Here is an 18,421-nt window from a genome sequence, read left to right as displayed (position 1 = left end):
GTCTGCGGGGAGGCGCCGGCCAGGACGTGGCGGGCGGCGGCGACGCCCTCGCCGCCGCCCGTGCGCCAGATGGCCCCGGCCGGCCGTCGGTGTCGACGCGTACCGCCTCGTGGCCGGCGCCGTCTGCGGCTCCCGCGTCGCGGGCCGCCGCGGCCGGCGCGTCGGTGAGCGCGCCCACGCCGCCGGGCGGTCCGTCCCCGGCGCCGGTGCCGCCGTCGGCCCCGTGGTGCCAAGAGCGGCGGTCCGGTCCGGGTAACGGCCGCGGGCGGCGGCGAAAGCGCCGGTCAGGGCGTCGGTGCCGACCACGCCGCGTACCGGGTCGTCGGCGAAGCGCTCCCCGAGCGCGACGCCGCCCCGTCAGTGGCCCTCCCGCGCCTCCCGGCGCCGCAGCTCCCTCGCCTCGGCGGTCCGGCCCAGTTGGTCCAGGCAGTGCGCCTCGTCGTCGCGGGCGGCGGCCGTGTCGGGGTGGTCGGTGCCCAGGACCCGGGCGCGGGCGGCGGTCACCCGGCGGTACTCGGTCAGCGCGGAGTCCCAGCGGCCCAGCCAGCCCAGGCCGACGGCGACCTCGCGGCGGCTGACCAGGGTGTCGGGGTGGTCGGGGCCCAGGACGCGTTCCCGGGCCGCCACCACCGCGCGGGACTCGGTGAGCGCCTCCTCCCAGCGGCCGAGCCGGCCGAGGTTGACGCCGATGCCGTGCCGGGCGCGCAGGGTCTCGGGATGGTCCGCGCCCAGGACGCGGGCGCGGTCGTCGGCCAGTTCGCGGTAGAGCGCGAGCGCCTCGGCGCCGCGGCCGAGCCGGCCCAGGCTGATGCCGGTCTCGTAGCGCGCGGCGAGGGTGTCGGGGTGGTCGGCGCCCAGCACCCGGGCGCGCGCGGCGGCGACGCCCCGGTAGGTGGCGAGCGCCTCCTTCCAGCGGTCCAGCTGGCCGAGCGCGTACGCCACCTCGTACCGGGTGACGAGGGTGTCGGGGTGGTCGGCGCCCAGCACCCGGGCGCGCGCGGCGGCGACGTCGGCCGCCATCCGGTGGGCGTCCGCCCAGCGGCCGAGCCGGCCGAGGCTGAAGGCGAGGTTGTGGCGGCAGCGCAGGGTGTCGGGGTGGTCGGCGCCCATGGTGTGCTCCCGGGCGGCGAGGACGACGGCGTACACCTGGTGGGCGTCCGCGTGCCGGCCCAGCCGGCCCAGGACGTACGCCATCTCCTGGCGGACGGCGAGGGTATCGGGGTGGTCGGGACCCAGGACGCGGATCCTGGCCTCGGCCACCCGCTTGTAGACGCGCAGGGCGTCGGCGGGCCGTCCGGTGCGGCTGAGGACGAAGGCGGCCTCGTAGTGGCTGGCGAGGGTGTCGGGGTGGTCGGGGCCCAGGAGGCGCTCGCGGGCGGCGGCGACCGCCCGGTGCACCTGGCCGGCCTCGGTCCAGCGGCCCAGGCGGCCCAGCCGCAGGCCGGCCTCGTGCCGGGCGGACAGGGTGGCGGCGGTCTCCGCCGACGGGCCGGGGCGCCGGCCGGTGACGGGCTCGTCGGCGGGCCGCGCGAGCCGCCCGTCGGGCGCTCCGTCCGCCTCCTTGCCCGTACCGGACGCCCCGGCGCCGCCCGCCTCCTTGCCCGTACCGGACGCCCCGGCGCCGCCCGTCACCGCGCCGGGCCCGTCCCCTCCGGAGCCGCCGGCCGTGCCCCGGGCGTACGTCCAGGAGGGCGGGCCCGCCGCGCGCCCGGCCGGCTGGGGTGCTCGCGGCCGGGCCGTGACGGCGGTCGGCACATACGCCGGCGCGGTGCGGCCGGCCGCGATCCGGCGGCCCAGCTCCCGGGCGTCGCCGGGGCGCTGCTCGGGCCGTTTGGCCAGCAGGTCCAGGATGATCCGCTCCAGGTAGCCGGGCAGGTCGGGCCGGCGGCCGCGGGGCGGCGGCGGTGGGGTGTCCCGGTGGCCGGCGAGCACCGCCCAGGGGTCGTCCAGGTCGAACGGCGGTACCCCGGTGGCCAGTTCGTACAGCACGCAGCCCAGGGAGTAGAGGTCGCTGCGCCGGTCGACCTCCGTGCCGCCGATCTGCTCCGGGGACATGTAGTGCGGGGTGCCCATGGCGATGCCCGTGCCGGTGAGCCGGGCGGTGAGGCCCACGTCGTGGCCGAGCCGGGCGATGCCGAAGTCGCAGATCTTCACCGTGCCGTCGGCCAGCCGCACCATGTTGGCGGGTTTCAGGTCCCGGTGCACGATGCCCTGCTCATGGGTGTAGGCGAGGGCGGCGGCGACCTGCTCGGCGATGTCCACGATGTCGGCGACCGCCAGCGGATGGTGCTTGTTGTCCTCCAGGAGCTGGCTGAGGTTGCGGCCCTCCAGCAGTTCCATGACGAGGAACAGCACTCCGCCGAAGTCACCGAAGTCGTGCACCACGGTCACCCCGCGGTGCTGGAGCGCGGCGGCCACCCGGGCCTCCCGGCGGAACCGCTCCCGCATCACCCGGGTGAAGGAGTGGTCCTCCTGCGCGGCGAGCGGTTTCAGGCACTTGACGGCCACCCGGCGGCCCAGCGACTCGTCGCGGGCCCGCCACACCTCCCCCATCCCGCCGCGTCCGATCAGGTCGAGCAGCCGGTACCGGCCCTGGATCAGCGTGCCGTCCCCCGTGGACCCCATGGACCCCATAGAAGCGCGCCCCCGTCGCTGTCGCTCCGCCCTCCCCTGGCCCGTCCAGTATGGCGGTCTATGCGCCGGGTTTGTACGGGGCGGGAGGCGTCCAGGGTCCGACGTCCACGGCACGAGGCACCGCACGGGCGGACGGTGTGCCGGGGCGGCGGTCGCCGACGCGGCCGGGCGGGGCGCGCGGCCGGGCGGGGCGCGCGGGCGCGGGTCAGCGCAGGGTGTCGAGGAACACCCCGCACGCCCTGGCGCAGTCCCGGCACGCCGCGGCGCTGTCCTCCGCGCCCGGCTGCCGGTCGAAGACCTGCGCGCTCTCCAGGCACACCTGCCGGCACCACTCCAGCTGGACGCGTATCGCCTCCTCGTCCACCTGGGTCTGCTCGGACAGCACCCGGCAGGTCGCGTCGCACACCTCGGCGCACATGATGCCCTTGCGCCGCACGAGTTCCTGGTTCTCCGTGCCGTCCGGGTCCACGAGGCTCGCCCGCAGCGCGCACACCCGGGCGCACTCGGTGCACGCCTGTGCGCATGCGAAGCGGTCCTCGAGGAACTGGAACAGCTCCTGCTGCGAAGTGGTCGAAGTCGTGGAATTCACACCGGGCGGGTTGCCTCCGCGGGCCGCGCCAAACCCGCCGAGCCCGGTGTTCCCAAGGCCTGCGGCCCGTTTTCCGCCACCCGCCCCGGGCACTCGCCCGCCCTTCGGAAGCGACGATGAACGCAGGCGCGGGACATGCCGGGGCGCCAGGGACCGCCGTCGGCCCCGGAGCGGTCTGCCCGGGAGGCCCGGCGCACCTGGATCAAGGCGGACGACTCGGCCGTGCGGGAGTACGGCGAGGGCGAGCGCGCGCACCGGGCGGCGTACGGTGCGCCGAAGCACGAGTACGAGAAGGCGGGTGATCGCTGGGAGCGCCAGGAGGGCGGCCGCGAGGGCCCCTCGGACCCCCGCTCCGGCCGGCCCCGGGGACGGGGCGGGCGCAGCGGCTGGGGCGCCGCCGAGGAGGCCGCCGAGCGACGCCTGTGCGACGTCGCCGAGCGGCTCGGCGTCGAGGGGCGGTCACGGATGTCGAGGGAGGGGCCGCTCGGCGCGATCCGCGAGGCGAGCCGTTCGCGGACGCGATCGGCGCGATCGGGCTGAGGGGTTCGTGGCGGGTACCGGGGGTACCCGGCGCCCATGACTAGCGCATGGATGGAGATGGCCGCGAGCAACGGCGCCATGGGCGCCGGGCTGGTCGTGGCGGCTTTCGTGGTCGTGGCGTTGCTGATCGGCGCCTTCGCTGTCGGCATCCGCGTCAAGCGTCGGGAGTCGCCGCCACCGACCCCTGACGAGCAGCCGCACATGCCCGCGGGCGGCCCGGTCCGCGAGACGCGGGAGAGCAGGGCGCCCGAAGAGGTGCCCCACGGTGACGAGCGGCTGCTGCCGCACGACCTCCATCGCCAGGGCAGCCGCTCCGCCCCGGAGCAGCCGCGGCGCCGCTGGGACGAGGGCAGCAGCGGTTCGTTCGGCAGCGGCGGGCCGGGCGGTGGCCACTGAACGACGAGGTCACCGACGGACGAGGTCACTGACGACGAGGTCGCCCGGTGACGAGGTGACCGGCCGGGGAAGTGACTGAACGAGGAAGTGAGAACCATGGCCGACCCCGCTCACAACGCCCTGCCGTTGCCCGACTACGACCATCTGCCGCTGGGCGGCCTGGAGAGCCGGATCCGGTCGCTGGGCACGGACGAGGTGGAGGAACTGCTCGCCTACGAGCGGTCGCACGCCGACCGGCTGCCGGTGACGGAGCTGCTGACGTCCCGTCTGGAGCAGTTGCAGGCGGGCGCGGTGCCGACCTCCGGCGACCCCGGTGCCCTGCGCCCCGAGCAGAGCCGGGGCCACGGCGGCTCCCCCGTCTCCCCCGCGACCTCGCCGCAGCCCTCCAGCGCACCACCGCACGGCACCCCGGACCAGCGGGGCAAGCCGAAGGGGAACCGGACCTAGGCCCGGCGCCGCCGTTTCGGGTACGGGACCCGGAAGGCCCGTGGTCCGTGCCGCTGTGGAGGAGAGGGGCCCGCGCCGGTGCGCGGGCCCCTCGCGCGGGTGGAGGTCTCACCGGCCGCGGGCGCGTCGCCCGCCCTCGGCCGAGGGCGGGCGACGCGCCCGCGGCCCTGCCGCTCGGCGGTGTCCGGCCGGCCCTGTCCTCCGACGTTCTTCGGCTTCTCGACGGCCGGGAGCGTCCGCGCCGGTTCCCACAACCGCTGCTCGGGGCGCGGAGGTCGCAGGCGTGCCGCCCGACGCCGGACATCGGCCGCGGCTCCGGGTCAGGCGTGGCCCGCCGGGGCCGGCCGGCCGTCGGCGGCGGTGGTGTCCTGGCCGGTGGTGTCCTGGCCGGCACCGGCCCGCAGGGTCGGCGGGGCCAGGGACACGACGACCGCGCCCACCGCCGCGACCACCGCGAAGAGGGCGAAGCTCCAGCCGATGCCGGCGTCGGAGGCGAGCAGCAGGCCGCCGATCGACGGGCCGAGGATGCCGCCGAGCCGGCCCACTCCGAGCGACCAGCCGATACCCGTGGCGCGGGCCGGTGCCGGGTAGGAGCGGGTGACGTGGGCGTTGAGCATGTTCATCGTGCCGATCGCCCCGAACCCGCTGACGGCGACGAGCACGTACGTCAGCGCCACGGGGCCGCGCACGCTCAGCAGGGCCACGCACAGCGCGCCGAGCGCGAAGGCGCCCACGACCACGTACTTGGAGCCGATCCGGTCGGCGAGCCGGCCGGCCGCCAGCGAGCCCACGATCGAGCCGAGGTTGAACACGAGCAGGAAGGACAGCGCCGAGCCCAGCGGGTAGCCGGCCTCCCGCATCAGCTCCGGCAGCCAGGTGTTCATCCCGTACACCAGCAGCAGCGCGGCGAAGGCGGCGGTCCACAGCAGCAGGGTGCGACGGGTCAGACCGCCGGTGAACAGGGCCCGGACGCCCGCGTGCCCGGTGCCCGGCCGGGGGTCGGGGACGGTGCGGCCGAGCCGTGCGGCCAGGGCGCGCGCCTCGTCGAGCCGCCCGCGGCCCACCAGGTGCTCGACGGACTCCGGGAGGAAGACCAGCGCGAGGGGCACCACCAGGACGAGCGGGGCGGCGCCGATGACGTACATCACGCGCCAGCCCGCGTCCTCCACCAGCCGGATGGCGAGCGCGGAGGCGAGGATGCCGCCGACGGCGTAACCGGACTGCATCGCCATGTAGGTGAGGTTGCGCCGGCGGGCGGGCGCGTACTCGATGGTCAGCGCGGTCGCCGCGGGCAGCACGGCGCCCAGGCCCAGGCCGGTGAGGAAGCGCAGCACCAGGAAGGTGTCCGGGTCCTGGGCGGCGGCGCACGCCGCGGTCAGCAGGGAGAAGGCGGTGAGCCCGCCGATCAGGGTGCGGCGGCGGCCGAGCCGGTTCGCGAGGGAGCCGGCGAGCAGGGAGCCCAGCAGCATGCCGACGAGTGCGCTGGACGCCAGCCGCCCGGCCTCGGCCGGTCCGATCCCCCACTCGTCCATCAGCGCGGAGACGGTGGTGCCGTAGACGACGAGGTCGTACCCGTCGAACGCGACCGCGGCCCCGCACAGACCGATGACCAGTGGCGTACGCAGTCGGCGTGCGACCAGCATGCTCGCTCACCCTCCCAGGGGGACGTGGACAGGCATGCCGAGGAGGCGGCTGTGAGCCGCCACCCCCTCGGCATGAAAAGTAAGGCTAGCCTAAGCTAATAAGTCAGGCGTTCATGAACTGCCCCGGCTTCAGCGCCCGGCCGCTGATCCGTACGTCACCGAGGGTGCCGTGGAACACCTGGTCGACGGCGTCGGCCCACTCGTAGCCGCCCAGCAGGAACGGCCGGCCGAGGGTGGTCAGGCCGACGGCCTCGCTGGTGGGGTTGCGGCCCTCCTCGCAGCCGTTGACGTAGAGCTTGCTGGTCCGGCCGTCGTTGACGACGGCGACGTGCCACCACTCCTCCTTCCGGAGCAGGTGGCTCCAGGCGGTGGTGGCGCCGTCCTGGTTGAGCGGGTAGGCGTTCCACTGGAGTTCGATGGAGCTGGACAGGCCGAGGCTGAGGACGGGCTCCTCCGCGGTGGCGGTGGGTCCGTTCTTGCCGGCCGCGGCGGCGGTGCCCGCGCGGCTGAGCATCGCCGACCAGCCGTTGCGTCCGCCGTCCCAGTCGGCGGGCACCTTGAAGAAGACCTCGAAGGTGTACCCGCGTGCGAAGGTCTCGCGGTCGAGGGGGGCACCGTCGACCGTGCGCAGATAGCTGCCGCTGACCGGGTTGCCCTGGCCGGCGAAGACCAGGCCGGCGTGGGCCGGCTGGTCGGGGTGGTGGTCGTCGGTGCGCACGAGGGCGTGCGCGGGGGTGCCGGGGACGGTGCGCAGTTCGAGGTCGTTGCCGTTGCCGCTCTGGTCTGTGAACACCGTGCCCGCCGCGACGTCGGTGCCGGCGGCGCCCTCGTCGAACCGCCAGTAGGCGAGCGTGCCGGGCAGCAGCATCCGGCGGGCGGGGCGGGCCTTGCGGGGCGGCACCGGGGCGAAGCCGGAGAACCGCTCGTCGAAGTCGATCTCCAGGGAGAACCGGTCGACGGCGGAGGTGAGTTCCAGTTCCTGGGCGGCAAGCGCGTTCAGCTCCCCGTCCGCCGCCAGTTCGCGGATCCACGGGGAGAAGGTCGCGACGTCGATCCGGCCGCGGTCGAGGTCGAAACGGTAGGAGCGGACCATGCCGGCGCCGCCGTAGTAGCGGTCCTGGTAGTTGGTGATGTGCAGGTGCACGTCGTGACCGGCGTCGTTCTTCATGACGGTGCTGCCGGGCGGCCAGTAGTGCCCGTTGAGGGTGAGGAAGATCTGGTCGTTGCCCTTGATGAGCCGGTCCCACAGTCGCTGCCCGTAGTCGGACAGGCCGGCCGTGCCGTCGTCGTAGGAGCCGACGATCTCGTGGGTGGTGACGATCACCGGGAGCGTCGGGTTGTCGGCGATGACCGAGCCGGCCCAGGCGAAGCCGGACTCCGACAGCCGCCAGTCCAGGGCGAGCAGCATCCAGTCCCGGCCGCCGGCGCGGAAGACGTGCGCGGTGCTGTAGCCGTCGGGGCTGGAGGAGTGGTGGCTGGGCCGCTTCTTCGCCCGGGCGACTCTGAAGGTGTCCAGGTAGGGGGTGTCACCGCGCTGGTCGTCACCGCTGACGTCGTGGTTGCCGGCCAGCACGCCGTAGGAGGCGCCCGCGCGGTCCAGCAGGCCGAAGACCTCGGTCGCCGCGGCGTACTCCGCGGCGAGCCCGTTGTTGGTCACGTCGCCCAGGTGGGCCAGGAAGACGATGTTCTCGTCGTTGCCGCCCGCGCGGCCCTCGGGGTCCAGGACCCAGCGGAAGGACGCCTCCACCGGGGCCGGGTGGATGCGGTCCTGGTCGAACAGGTACTGGGTGTCGGGCATCACGACGACGGTGAACCGGGGACTGTCCGGGTCCGGGCGCCATGTGCCCCGCGGCCCGCGGGACGCCGTGGTCCGGCCGTAGGGGTCGTCGTCGTCCGCTCCCCGGCCGCTCCGGTCGGCACCGGCCGCGTGCGCGGGGCCCGGTGCCAGCAGCCCGGCCGCGCCCGCGCCCGCGCCGAGCGCGCTCGCCCGCCGGAGGAAGGCGCGGCGGCTCGACGCGGCGACGCCGTCGCCGTCGGGGTCCGCGGTGACGGGGCAGGCGCAGCCGGGTGTGTGCGCGCCGGTGGGTCTCTGCATGATCGCTCCCCTGCTCGTCGTTGGAACGGGCGCACGCTAACGACGGCCCGGGAACGGCAGACCCGTACACCGGAGTCCGGATACCGAACACTGCCCCAACAGCACACCGCGGCTGCCCCATTGCTCCGTTAGGTAAGGCTTGCTTTACTCACATTCAGTCGAGTGCCGTTCCTGGGAGAGACCTCCATGCGGGTCGTCATGTTCGGCTACCAGACCTGGGGGCACCGGACGCTGCGGGCTCTCCTGGACTCCGGCCACGACGTGGCCGCGGTCGTGACGCACCCCAGGAGCGAGCACGCCTACGAGAGGATCTGGAACGACTCCGTCGCCGATCTGGCCGCCGCCCACGGCGTTCCCGTCGTCATCCGCGACCGGCCCGACGACGAGGAACTGGCCGGCCTCCTGGAGAAGGCGGAGCCGGACATCATCGTGGCCAACAACTGGCGCACCTGGATTCCCCCGCGGATCTACTCCCTGCCCCGCCACGGCACCCTCAACGTCCACGACTCGCTGCTGCCGCAGTACGCCGGCTTCTCGCCCCTCATCCGGGCGCTCCTCAACGGCGAACCGGAGGTCGGGGTCACCGCCCACATGATGAACGAGGAACTCGACGCCGGGGACATCGTCGTCCAGCGTGCCGTCCCCGTCGGGCCGGCGGACACGGCGACCGACCTGTTCCACAAGACCGCCGACCTCATCGCCCCGGTCACCATCGGCGCGCTGGAGCGCATCGCCGCCGGGGAGACCGAGTTCACCCCGCAGGACCGCTCCCGGGCCTCCTTCTTCCACAAGCGCGCCGAGGAGGACATCCGGATCGACTGGGGCTGGCCCGCGGAGGACCTCCACCGCCTGATCCGCGCCCAGTCCGCCCCGTATCCGGCGGCGTTCACCTTCCACAGGGGCAGGCGCCTGGAGGTCCTCGCCGCCTTCGTGTCCCGGGGCCGCTACGGCGGCACCCCCGGCCGCGTCTTCCACCGGGAGGGCGACGGTGTCGTGATCGTCGCCGGGGCCGACGCCCGCCGGGGCCGCAACCACGGCCTCGCCCTCACCCGCGTACGCACCGAGGAGGGCCACGAGTGCCCCGCGACCGAGTACTTCACCACGATGGGCGGCTACCTCACCGCCCGGCCCTGACCGCTCCCGGCGGGTGGCGGCGGCGCGGCGCGTCCGTGGTCGCTCCGTGGCGCGGCGGTGCCGGATCAGCGCCTACGGCGCCGTCAGGAACCGGCGTGCCAGCCGTTCCCCCGTCCGCTCGGCGGCCGACCGGTCCTCGACGGCGTCGATCCGGCTGTCCTTGAAGACGATGTACGTGACGCCCGAGGGCGCCCCGCCGGCGCGCGGGTCGGGCCGGATGCCGAGTTCCTCGGCCAGGGCGTAGGACCCCTCGCCGACCACGCCCCGCGGGCCGACGTCGCCGACGACCGCGTACCGCACCCGGTCCCGGTAGACCACGGCCGCGACCGAGCCGCCGGTGACGCCGTGGTCACGGTGGTTCCAGGCGGCGTCGGGACCGGGCACGACGATGTACGGCAGGTGTTCGGCGTCCAGCGGGCGGCCGTCCGACTGCGTGACGGCGGTGGAGGCGGTGAAGACCGGGTCGGTGCCGCGGTTGCAGCGGGCGCCGGGCCGGCCGTCGCAGTCGACGTCCAGGTCCGCCGTCCAGAACACCGCGCCGGCCGTCCCGCACACCGGGATGTCGGCCGGCTCGCCGGCGTCGCCGCGGTAGCGGCCGGGCGCGACGGGGTCGCAGTCGCGCACCTTGGCCAGCAGGCCGGCGGCGGTGACGGCGTCGTCGCCCGGTTTCTCCCGGACTTCCTCGAAGGCGGTGCGGGCATGGGTCGCGGCGCCGGGGCGGGGCGGGGCCGCGTCGGGAAGCGTCGTCGGGGCGAGCAGGGCGGCGCCGGCCGCGACGAGCGTGAGGGACTGGACGCGCTTCATGGGGCTCTCCTGGACCTCGGCGGGAACTGACGGGTACTCAGCTCCACTGTCCGGCCGCGGCCACCGCGCGGCCACCGGAGGGGGGCCAGACGGCGCACGCCGGACACGCCGACGGGAGGCGGGCGGCCGGCGCCTGCTCGGCTCCGGCCGCCCGCACGGCGCGGCACAGCGACGACAGCGGTTCGCGCCTTGGACCCAACTGACCGGTCGAGCCGGGGAGTTGGGCCGTCATGGACATCAGCATACGTAACCCTTCCGAGTGACCGCGACCTCCGCCCTCTTGTCGTGACCGCGCCAACGAGACCATATTGGTCCGGACCGTTCCGCCGGACCGTCCGGGAGGCAGCGCCGTGCCAGCCGTATCCGCTCCCGCCGGCCGCCCCCGGCCGCGCCCCCTCCCCCGCGCCGCCCTGCTCTGCGCCGCTTCGGCGCTGGCCGCCTCCTGCGGCTGGGGAGGCGCGGCCGGGGGCGGAAACGAGCCGCCGCCCGGGGCGCCGACGGGGGTCACCGCCGCGGCCGGGACCGCGACCAGCGTGCACGTGATGTGGAACACGGTCGCCGGCGCCGACGGCTACGAGGTCTACCGCGGGCGGACGAGGGTGCGGGAGGTGCCCGGCTCGCAGCGCATGGTGGACGTCACCCGGCTCCGGCCGTCCACCGCGTACGCCTTCACCGTGCGGGCGCGCGACGAGGACGGGCGTACGGGGCCGCCGAGCGCACAGGCGCGGGCGACCACGCCCGCGGCCGCCGCGGAGGACCACGCGCCGCCCGCCCCGCCCTCCGACGTCCGGGGGCGGGCCGCCGGCGGCCGTGCCGTCCGGCTCTCCTGGAGCGCGGCGGCGAACGACCGGGGTGTGGTCTCCTACGACGTCCTGCAGGGCGACAGCAGGGTCCACAGCGTGGGCGGGGACCGGACGGCGGCCGTGGTGACGGGGCTGCGGCCCGGTCACCGCTACGCCTTCACGGTCCGGGCCCGGGACGCGGCCGGCAACGTCTCGGCGGCCGGCGGGGCCGTCCGGATCACCACGCCGGGCGCCGACGACGGGCGGGCCACCGCGCCCACCGCGCTGCGCGCCGGCAGCCACCGCGCGGACGGGGCGTACCACATCGACCTCAGCTGGGTGCCGCCGGTCACGGACGGCGTGGTGACCGAGTACCGGATCCAGCTCGACGGAGCGCCGGCCACCTCACTGGTCTACGGCGGTGCCGCCCCGCGCGACCGGGCGGAGCACAGCTTCTACGCGGGCCGCGAGCCCGGCGTCAGGCACCGGGTACGGGTGCGGGCGAAGCTGCCCGACGGCACCTGGGGCGGCTGGTCGGCGGAACGGACCGTCGTCACGGGCGCCCAGGGGTGACCGTACGGCTCCGGAGCGCCCGCCGACGGGCGCTCCGGGGCGACGGGGTGCGTGCCGTCGAGGCCGCTCGCCACCACCGCGCCGAAGCGGCGCTCCCGGACGCGGCCGCCCTCCTGCGGTCCGCACGCGCTGGAGGCGAGGCGGGCCGTGCACGGCGGTGGGCGCCGGACGGCGGACCGGGCCGCTGTGCCGCGCGGTCCCGGACGGGAAGGGGCCCCGCCGGCCGGGCCCGGCACCGGGCGGGTCCCGGAGGTGGCCGGCACGCCGGGGCCGCCCGTGCCCGCCCGCGGGATCCGGCGCCGTACCGCCGCGCACGTCACCTGCCCGGCTGCGCCGGGCATGCGGCGTCGGCCGCGGTCCTGTTGGCTGCCCGTGAGACGGCACGGGCCGCCGCCGGTCCGGCGGCGCAGGGGACGTGCCGCCGACCGTGCTGTCGAAAGGGCAGTCCACATGCGCATCTCCCAGCCGCTCCTTTGCTCCGGGCCGCTCGTGGCAGCCGCCGCGCTGCCCCTCGCCCTGACCGCCGGTCCGGCCGCCGCCGGCCCCGGCATCTCCGTGAGCACCACCGGGGCCACGGTCTCGGTCTCCACCTCCGCCTGCGCCCAGCTCAACGGCAGCTGGGGCACGGCCTCCCTGCTGGGCAGCGGCCAGTCCAGCTTCGCCCAGGGCCGTCAGGTGGCGCTGTCGGGCACCAGCGCGAGTCAGACGGCCGCGTGGTCGAACGTCAGCCCCGGCACCTACACGGTCGTCGTCATGTGCTCGAACAACAGCACCGCCGGCACCCAGAGCGTCATCGTGTCCCGCACCGCCTCCCCCTCGCCGTCGAACAGGCCGACGATCTCCGCGACGGCCGCGCCGTCCCGGGGCGTCATGGGCGGCGTCGGCGGCGCGGTCAGGGACTACGGCACGGCCACGCTGGCGGCGGGCGGCGCCCTGGTGGGTTCCGGTGTCATCGCCGCGTCCTGGTTCCTGCGCCGCCGCGCGAAGCCGTACCGGTTCTGAGCCCGTACGCCTCAGACCTCGCGCCCGGGGTCCGGCGGCTGGGGGAAGTCGGTGAGCGCGTGCCGCAGCCACCGTGTCCAGAAGGTCTCCAGATCGATCCCGGCCCGCAGCACCAGATGCCGCAGCCGGTCCTCGGCGCCGTCCCTGCCCGGCGGGAAGTCGCGCCGCTCGATCTCCCGGTACTCGGCCAACTGCGCCTCGTGCAGCTCCAGGTGGCGGCGCAGATCCGCCTCGATCCCCTCGGTGCCGACCACCGCCGCGGCCCGCAGCCGCAGCAGCATCGCGTCCCGCAGCGGCTTGGGGTCCTGCGCGGCGGCGGTCCAGCGGGCCAGTTCGGCGCGGCCCGCGGGCAGCACCTCGTACGCCTTCTTCTGGCCGCGGGCCGGCTGCTCGGCGGGCAGGGCCCGGATCAGTCCCGCGTCCTCCAGTCTTCCCAGCTCGCGGTAGATCTGCTGGTGCGTCGCCGACCAGAAGTAGCCGATCGACCGGTCGAACCGGCGGGTCAGTTCCAGTCCCGACGACGGCTTTTCGAGCAGGGCGGTGAGGATCGCGTGCGGGAGTGACATGGGCTCATCCTAGGGACGGCCGCGGGCGGTCCTACAGGCTCGCCGCCAGCTCGGTGCCCCGCGCGATCGCGCGCTTGGCGTCCAGTTCGGCGGCCGCCTCGGCGCCGCCGATCAGGTGCGCGCGGCGGCCGGCGGCGACCAGGTCGTCGTAGAGGTCCCGGCGCGGTTCCTGGCCGGTGCACAGGACGACGGTGTCGACCTCCAGGACCGTGCTCGCGCCGCCGACGGTGACGTGGAGCCCGGCGTCGTCGATCCGGTCGTAGCGGGCGCCCGGGACCATGGTGACGCCGCGGTGCTTCAGCTCGGCGCGGTGGATCCACCCGGTGGTCTTCCCGAGTCCGGCGCCCACCTTGGCCGTCCGGCGCTGGAGCAGGTGGACGGTGCGCCGGGGGGCGGGGCGCTCGGGGGCGGCCAGGCCGCCGGGTGCGCGGTAGTCCGGGTCGACGCCCCAGTGGCGGAAGTACGTCTCCGGGTCCTCGTGGGCCCGGTCGCCGGCGTCGGTGAGGTACGCGGCGACGTCGAAGCCGATGCCGCCGGCGCCGAGGACCGCGACGCGGTCGCCGACGGGGGCGCCGCCGTGCAGGACGTCCAGGTAGCCGACGACGCTCGGGTGGCCGACGCCGGGGATGTCGGGGACGCGCGGGGTGACGCCGGTGGCGACGACGATCTCGTCGTAGCCGTCGAGGCAGGCGGCGGTGACGGTGGTGTTCAGGCGGACGTCCACGCCCTCGTCGTCGAGCCGGGTGCGGAAGTAGCGCAGCGTCTCGTCGAACTCCTGCTTGCCGGGGACCCGGCGGGCCACGTCGAGCTGGCCGCCGATCCCGGCCGCGGCGTCGAACAGGGTGACCCGGTGGCCGCGTTCGGCCGCGGTCACGGCGCAGGCCAGCCCGGCCGGTCCGGCGCCGATGACGGCGACGCGCTTGCGCAGCCGGGCGGGGGCCAGGACGAGTTCCGTCTCGTGGCAGGCGCGCGGGTTGACCAGACAGGAGGTGATCCTGCCGCTGAAGGTGTGGTCCAGGCAGGCCTGGTTGCAGCCGACGCAGGTGTTGATCGCCTCGGGGCGGCCGGCCGCCGCCTTGGCGACGAAGTCGGGGTCGGCGAGCATCGGGCGGGCCATCGAGACCATGTCGGCGGTCCCGTCGGCGAGCAACCGCTCGGCCAGCTCCGGGGTGTTGATGCGGTTGGTGGTGACGAGCGGTACGGACACCTCGCCCATCAGCCGCCTGGTCACCCAGGTGAAGGCGCCGCGCGGCACGGAGGTGGCGATGGTGGGGATCCGGGCCTCGTGCCAGCCGATGCCGGTGTTGATGAGGGTGGCTCCGGCGGCCTCGACGGCCCGGGCGAGGGTGATCACCTCGTCGAGGGTGGAGCCGCCGGGGACCAGGTCCAGCATGGAGAGCCGGTACACGAGGATGAAGTCCTCGCCGACCGCCTCGCGCACCCTGCGGACGATCTCCACGGGGAAACGCGTCCGGTTCTCGTAGGAGCCGCCCCAGCGGTCGGTGCGGTGGTTGGTGCGCGCGGCGGTGAACTCGTTGATCAGATAGCCCTCGGAGCCCATGATCTCGACGCCGTCGTAGCCGGCCGCGCGGGCGAGGCGGGCGGTGCGGGCGTAGTCGTCGATGGTGCGCTCGACCTCGGCGCCGGTCAGCTCGCGGGGTACGTGGGCGCTGATCGGGGCCTGCAGCGGGCTGGGGGCGACCAGGTCGCGGTGGTAGGCGTACCGGCCGGAGTGCAGGATCTGCAGGGCGATCCGGCCGCCCTCGCGGTGCACGGCGTCGGTGACGGTCCGGTGCCGCTCCGCCTCCGCCTCGGTGGTGAGCTTGGCACCGCCCTCGTAGGGGCGGCCCTCGTCGTTGGGGGCGATGCCGCCGGTGACGATCAGGCCCACTCCCCCGCGGGCCCGGGCGGCGTAGAAGGCGGCCATCCGCTCGAAGCCGCGCTCGGCCTCCTCCAGGCCGACGTGCATGGAACCCATCAGGACCCGGTTGGGCAGCGTGGTGAAGCCCAGGTCGAGCGGGCTCAGCAGGTGGGGGTAGCGGCTCATCGGGCCCTCCGTGCGCGGTGACGTGCCTCTGTTGTAGAGGACGTCCACCACGTTTTGCAACTAGTTGCATAAAGTGGTGTCGCGCACAGGGGCCCGCCGGTCAGCGGCGGTTCTCCAGGCGGACGTGCAGCTCCCGCTCCTGGTCCCCGGAGGCCGTGCACAGGTCCCGCACGGTGAACAGGGAGTCCAGGGTGGTGCGGAACCGGTCGATCGCCCAGTAGCCGCCCTGCACGTCGGCGTCGACCGTGGCGTCCAGCCGGGTCGGACCGCACTCTCCCCGCAGGTCGTCGGCCACGTCGAAGGTGCCGAGCCACACGGTGGGCCGCACCTCGTGGTACTCCCGGGGGACGTCGTCCGCGCACCGGTCGGACGCGTAGCAGGCGCACAGGGTGTCGAAGACGGTCCGGGCGTCTTCCTTGCTGCATCCGCTCAGCTCCACCGAGACGGATTCCGGGTGGCTTCGCTCGGCGTCCATGGTGTTCGCTCCTCTCGGGCCGTGCCCCCCCCACCCACCAAGAAAAGCACCACCCCGGGCGGAGCACTACCGCGCGCCGTCCGGGGTGGCGCACCGGGAGGCGGCGCGGCTCAGCCGCGGGTGAGGCGGTACGTCCTGCTGTCGGTCAGCACGCAGAAGCCCGGGGAGACGACGATCACGCGCAGGGTGCCGGTGCGGCGGTCGTAGTCGACGCCCTCCGCCTCGAAGGTGCCCGAGCAGGCGCTGCGCAGCGGCAGCTGCCGCAGGGCGGTGACCTGGCCGGTGACGTCGGCGGTGCCGCTCGGGGCGGCCGACAGGTCGATCTGGAGGAGCGGCTTGGTGATGCCGAAGAGGGCGCCTTCCGGGTCGTCGGAGGAGCACAGCAGCCGGGTGGCGGTGACGAAGTCGCAGCCCTGCACGTCGCGCACGGGGCGGTCGAGGCGCACGGTGGCGGCCTGCGGGAGGTTCGCGGAGGGCGAGGTGGCGGGGTTGACGCCCGGGGTCGGGAAGACCAGCAGCCGGTTCATGGTGCCCCACTCGCCGGACAGCATCCACTGGCCGTCCGGTGAGATCGCGGCCCAGGAGTTGTTCAGCGCCTCGCCGGAGCCGAGCGTGTGGGTGTACTCCGTCCAGGTCCCGTCGGGCGCCTGCACCCGGAACATCTTCGCGGCCCCGTCGTCGCGCTGGTACGGCTCGACGTAGTGGCCGTCGTAGGAGGCGTCGGGGTCGCCGACGTGGTTCCAGCCGCGGGCGGAGAGGCCGAGCGGGATGGTGCCGATGCCCGTGTAGCGGTTGGGGCTGTTCGCCGGGACCTCCACGGAGGCCAGCCCCTGGCTCTCGGTCAGCGGGTCGGCGCGGTCGGAGCCCACCTCGGTCCAGGTGTCGGCGGTGGCGGCCGACGAGGCGGCGGAGGCGGGCGGGGCGGCGGCGAGGACGGCCGCGAGGGCGCTGGCGGCGATCCCGGAGAGGACGGCCTGACAACGTTGCCGGGCGTCGAAGGGCATGGGTCGGCTCCTCGGTGGGGGCGGAGGGGAGTGGTGTACGGCGCACAGTGTGGCCCGGCCCGACAGGTCATGTACAGACCAACCTCGGCTTTCACGGCCCCCGCTCCGCCCCCCGCCGTCCTCGGCGCACGGCCTGCCGCCCGCCGCCCGCCCACGGCCCGCCGCCCACCGCCCCCGCGCGAGCTGTGCGCCGCCAGGCCGCGCCCCGCGCCGGGCCGTGCGCCGCGGAGCCCCTCCCGCCCCGCGGGCGGGCGGCGCACGCTCTCGCGCCGCACCGCCCGAAGGCCCGGGCAGGCCCGGTGCGGGGGGTTCCGGGCGGCGCGCGACGAAGAGCGCGCACGGCTCCCCGGGGCCCGCCCTCGGAGCGGACGGAGGCGCTCCGCGGGCACGGCCTAGCGCCGCACCCCCATCACCACATGGGCGTACAGCTCCTCGGACACCGCCACCCGGGCCACCAGACCGGCCCGGGCGAGGATGTCGAGGGCGGCGGGGACCTGGCGTTCGCTCGTCTCGGCCAGGAGACAGCCGCCGGGAGCGAGCCAGTGCCCGGCGCCCTCGGCGACCCGGCGCAGCACGTCGAGCCCGTCGGCGCCGCCGTCCAGGGCGAGCGGGGGCTCGTGGTCGCGGGCCTCGGCGGGCAGCAGGGGCACCTCCGCGGTCGGCACATAGGGCACGTTGGCCGCGAGGAGGTCGACACGGCCCCGCAGCGCGGTGGGCAGCGCCTCGAACAGGTCCCCCGCGTGGACCCGGCCGCCGGCCGCGGCGAGGTTGCGGCGGGCGCAGCGCACCGCCACCGGGTCCATGTCGGCGGCGTGCACCTCGGGCGCGTCGAGCCCGGCGGCCAGGGCCGCGCCGACCGCGCCCGAGCCGCAGCACAGGTCGACGACGACGGAGGCGTCCGGGGCGTGTGCCAGGGCCTGCTCGACGAGGAACTCGGTGCGGCGGCGGGGGACGAAGACACCGGGCTCCACGGCTATCCGCAGACCCCGGAACTCGGCCCAGCCGACGACGAGTTCGAGCGGAAGACCGGTGACCCGGAGGTCCACCAGGGCGGTGATCTGATCGGGGGTGCGGGCCGCGGAGAGGATCAGCTCCGCCTCGTCCTCGGCGAAGACGCAGCCCGCGGCGCGCAGCGCGGCCACGATCCGGTCACGGGAGGAAGGCGGTGCGGAAGGGGAGGGAGAAGACGGTGAGGACATGGAGGACGAGGAGCCTTTCGGGTACCGAAGGGCGCTCTCGCGGTCATCTGCCGGGGGTGACCCGGCCGCCGAGGGATGAGAACGCCCGCGCCGACACAGCGGTGATGGGTCCCACCTCCTCGGCCACGACGGCCGGGACGGTCCGCGGCCGTCGGTCACACTACCGTCCCTGGCCGGTGAGCGGGAGTGAGTCCTGGACCCGTTCCCGGTCGCCTGGTCGCCGCGGCCGTCCCGAACGGTGCCGGATGTCCTGGCCGCCCGCGCCCTCTCCGCGTCCGGCGCACGGGGCGCGTCCGGCGGCACGGGGCGCGTCCGTGGTCCGGGAACGCGGCGACAGCTCCCCTCACGCCCTGGCGTCCCCGGTCCGGTCCGAACGGTCCGACGCCCGCGACGATCACCCGCGACGATCACTCCGGTCGCCGCGGGGAGGCGCCGTCCGACGCCGGACCGGGTGCCCCTGGACGCGTCACCCGATCGCGACGCCCGCCCCC

At 75.5% G+C, this 18,421-nt stretch carries 16 protein-coding genes and 1 pseudogene; 6 read left to right on the top strand and 11 right to left on the bottom strand.

The window, feature by feature from the left end:
* Nucleotides 1-357 precede the first annotated feature (357 nt).
* Together ACY1JF_RS29910 and ACY1JF_RS29905 are read right to left on the bottom strand one after the other, a co-directional pair.
* Complete coding sequence (locus ACY1JF_RS29910; protein WP_462708397.1) at nucleotides 358-2,625, bottom strand: serine/threonine-protein kinase; 2,268 nt, start codon at nucleotides 2,623-2,625, stop codon at nucleotides 358-360.
* A gap of 214 nt (nucleotides 2,626-2,839) precedes the next feature.
* Nucleotides 2,840-3,223 carry a ferredoxin gene (locus tag ACY1JF_RS29905; protein WP_462708396.1) on the bottom strand — a complete coding sequence of 128 codons (384 nt, stop codon included), beginning with the start codon at nucleotides 3,221-3,223 and terminating at the stop codon, nucleotides 2,840-2,842.
* A gap of 135 nt (nucleotides 3,224-3,358) precedes the next feature.
* Between ACY1JF_RS29905 and ACY1JF_RS29900 the strand changes: the two genes are divergently transcribed.
* From ACY1JF_RS29900 to ACY1JF_RS29890, 3 genes are all read left to right on the top strand, one after another.
* Nucleotides 3,359-3,763: a ChaB family protein gene (locus ACY1JF_RS29900; protein ID WP_462708395.1), complete on the top strand. Its 405-nt coding sequence runs from the start codon at nucleotides 3,359-3,361 to the stop codon at nucleotides 3,761-3,763.
* 36 nt (nucleotides 3,764-3,799) lie between these two features.
* Nucleotides 3,800-4,159, top strand: a complete 360-nt coding sequence (locus tag ACY1JF_RS29895; RefSeq protein WP_462708394.1) for a DUF6479 family protein — start codon at nucleotides 3,800-3,802, stop codon at nucleotides 4,157-4,159.
* Between the two features lie 96 nt (nucleotides 4,160-4,255).
* The gene (locus tag ACY1JF_RS29890; RefSeq protein ID WP_462708393.1) at nucleotides 4,256-4,606 is read left to right on the top strand and encodes a hypothetical protein; all 351 of its coding nucleotides are present in this window, start codon (nucleotides 4,256-4,258) and stop codon (nucleotides 4,604-4,606) included.
* A gap of 320 nt (nucleotides 4,607-4,926) precedes the next feature.
* Here ACY1JF_RS29890 and ACY1JF_RS29885 read toward each other — a convergent pair whose 3' ends face one another.
* Nucleotides 4,927-6,249: an MFS transporter gene (locus ACY1JF_RS29885; protein ID WP_462708392.1), complete on the bottom strand. Its 1,323-nt coding sequence runs from the start codon at nucleotides 6,247-6,249 to the stop codon at nucleotides 4,927-4,929.
* Nucleotides 6,250-6,352: 103 nt separating this feature from the next.
* Nucleotides 6,353-8,344: a LamG-like jellyroll fold domain-containing protein gene (locus ACY1JF_RS29880; protein WP_462708391.1), complete on the bottom strand. Its 1,992-nt coding sequence runs from the start codon at nucleotides 8,342-8,344 to the stop codon at nucleotides 6,353-6,355.
* A 186-nt stretch (nucleotides 8,345-8,530) separates the two neighbouring features.
* Here ACY1JF_RS29880 and ACY1JF_RS29875 point away from each other — a divergent pair, with 186 nt between their 5' ends.
* A complete protein-coding gene (locus ACY1JF_RS29875; RefSeq protein ID WP_462708400.1) occupies nucleotides 8,531-9,478 on the top strand; it encodes a methionyl-tRNA formyltransferase in 948 nt (315 codons plus the stop codon).
* Nucleotides 9,479-9,550: 72 nt separating this feature from the next.
* Here the strand turns inward: ACY1JF_RS29875 and ACY1JF_RS29870 are convergent, their stop codons facing one another.
* Nucleotides 9,551-10,282 carry a glycoside hydrolase family 75 protein gene (locus tag ACY1JF_RS29870; RefSeq protein ID WP_462708390.1) on the bottom strand — a complete coding sequence of 244 codons (732 nt, stop codon included), beginning with the start codon at nucleotides 10,280-10,282 and terminating at the stop codon, nucleotides 9,551-9,553.
* Between the two features lie 350 nt (nucleotides 10,283-10,632).
* Between ACY1JF_RS29870 and ACY1JF_RS29865 the strand changes: the two genes are divergently transcribed.
* Entirely contained in the window at nucleotides 10,633-11,637 is a 1,005-nt protein-coding gene (locus ACY1JF_RS29865) for a fibronectin type III domain-containing protein (protein WP_462708389.1), read from the top strand.
* Nucleotides 11,638-12,087: 450 nt separating this feature from the next.
* The gene (locus ACY1JF_RS29860; protein WP_462708388.1) at nucleotides 12,088-12,639 is read left to right on the top strand and encodes a hypothetical protein; all 552 of its coding nucleotides are present in this window, start codon (nucleotides 12,088-12,090) and stop codon (nucleotides 12,637-12,639) included.
* A gap of 11 nt (nucleotides 12,640-12,650) precedes the next feature.
* On the opposite strand, the gene ACY1JF_RS29855 is transcribed toward ACY1JF_RS29860, so the two are convergent.
* The 6 genes and pseudogenes from ACY1JF_RS29855 to ACY1JF_RS29830 form a co-directional block, all read right to left on the bottom strand.
* Nucleotides 12,651-13,205 carry a PadR family transcriptional regulator gene (locus ACY1JF_RS29855; protein WP_462708387.1) on the bottom strand — a complete coding sequence of 185 codons (555 nt, stop codon included), beginning with the start codon at nucleotides 13,203-13,205 and terminating at the stop codon, nucleotides 12,651-12,653.
* Nucleotides 13,206-13,236: 31 nt separating this feature from the next.
* Nucleotides 13,237-15,252, bottom strand: coding sequence for an oxidoreductase (locus tag ACY1JF_RS29850; RefSeq protein WP_462708386.1), 2,016 nt, complete (start codon nucleotides 15,250-15,252; stop codon nucleotides 13,237-13,239).
* Nucleotides 15,253-15,352: 100 nt separating this feature from the next.
* Entirely contained in the window at nucleotides 15,353-15,727 is a 375-nt protein-coding gene (locus tag ACY1JF_RS29845; RefSeq protein WP_462708385.1) for a hypothetical protein, read from the bottom strand.
* Nucleotides 15,728-15,837: 110 nt separating this feature from the next.
* Nucleotides 15,838-16,731 (bottom strand): hypothetical protein, encoded by an 894-nt coding sequence (locus ACY1JF_RS29840; protein WP_462708384.1) that lies wholly within the window; start codon nucleotides 16,729-16,731, stop codon nucleotides 15,838-15,840.
* A 392-nt stretch (nucleotides 16,732-17,123) separates the two neighbouring features.
* The gene (locus ACY1JF_RS29835) at nucleotides 17,124-17,930 is read right to left on the bottom strand and encodes a putative protein N(5)-glutamine methyltransferase (RefSeq protein ID WP_462708383.1); all 807 of its coding nucleotides are present in this window, start codon (nucleotides 17,928-17,930) and stop codon (nucleotides 17,124-17,126) included.
* 160 nt (nucleotides 17,931-18,090) lie between these two features.
* Nucleotides 18,091-18,396: pseudogene (locus ACY1JF_RS29830) on the bottom strand (hypothetical protein); the annotation flags it as partial.
* Between the last annotated feature and the right edge of the window lie 25 nt (nucleotides 18,397-18,421).

The sequence above is a fragment of the Streptomyces sp. SYSU D01066-1 genome, from assembly GCF_054956795.1.
This window is presented reverse-complemented; position numbering and strand designations above follow the sequence as displayed.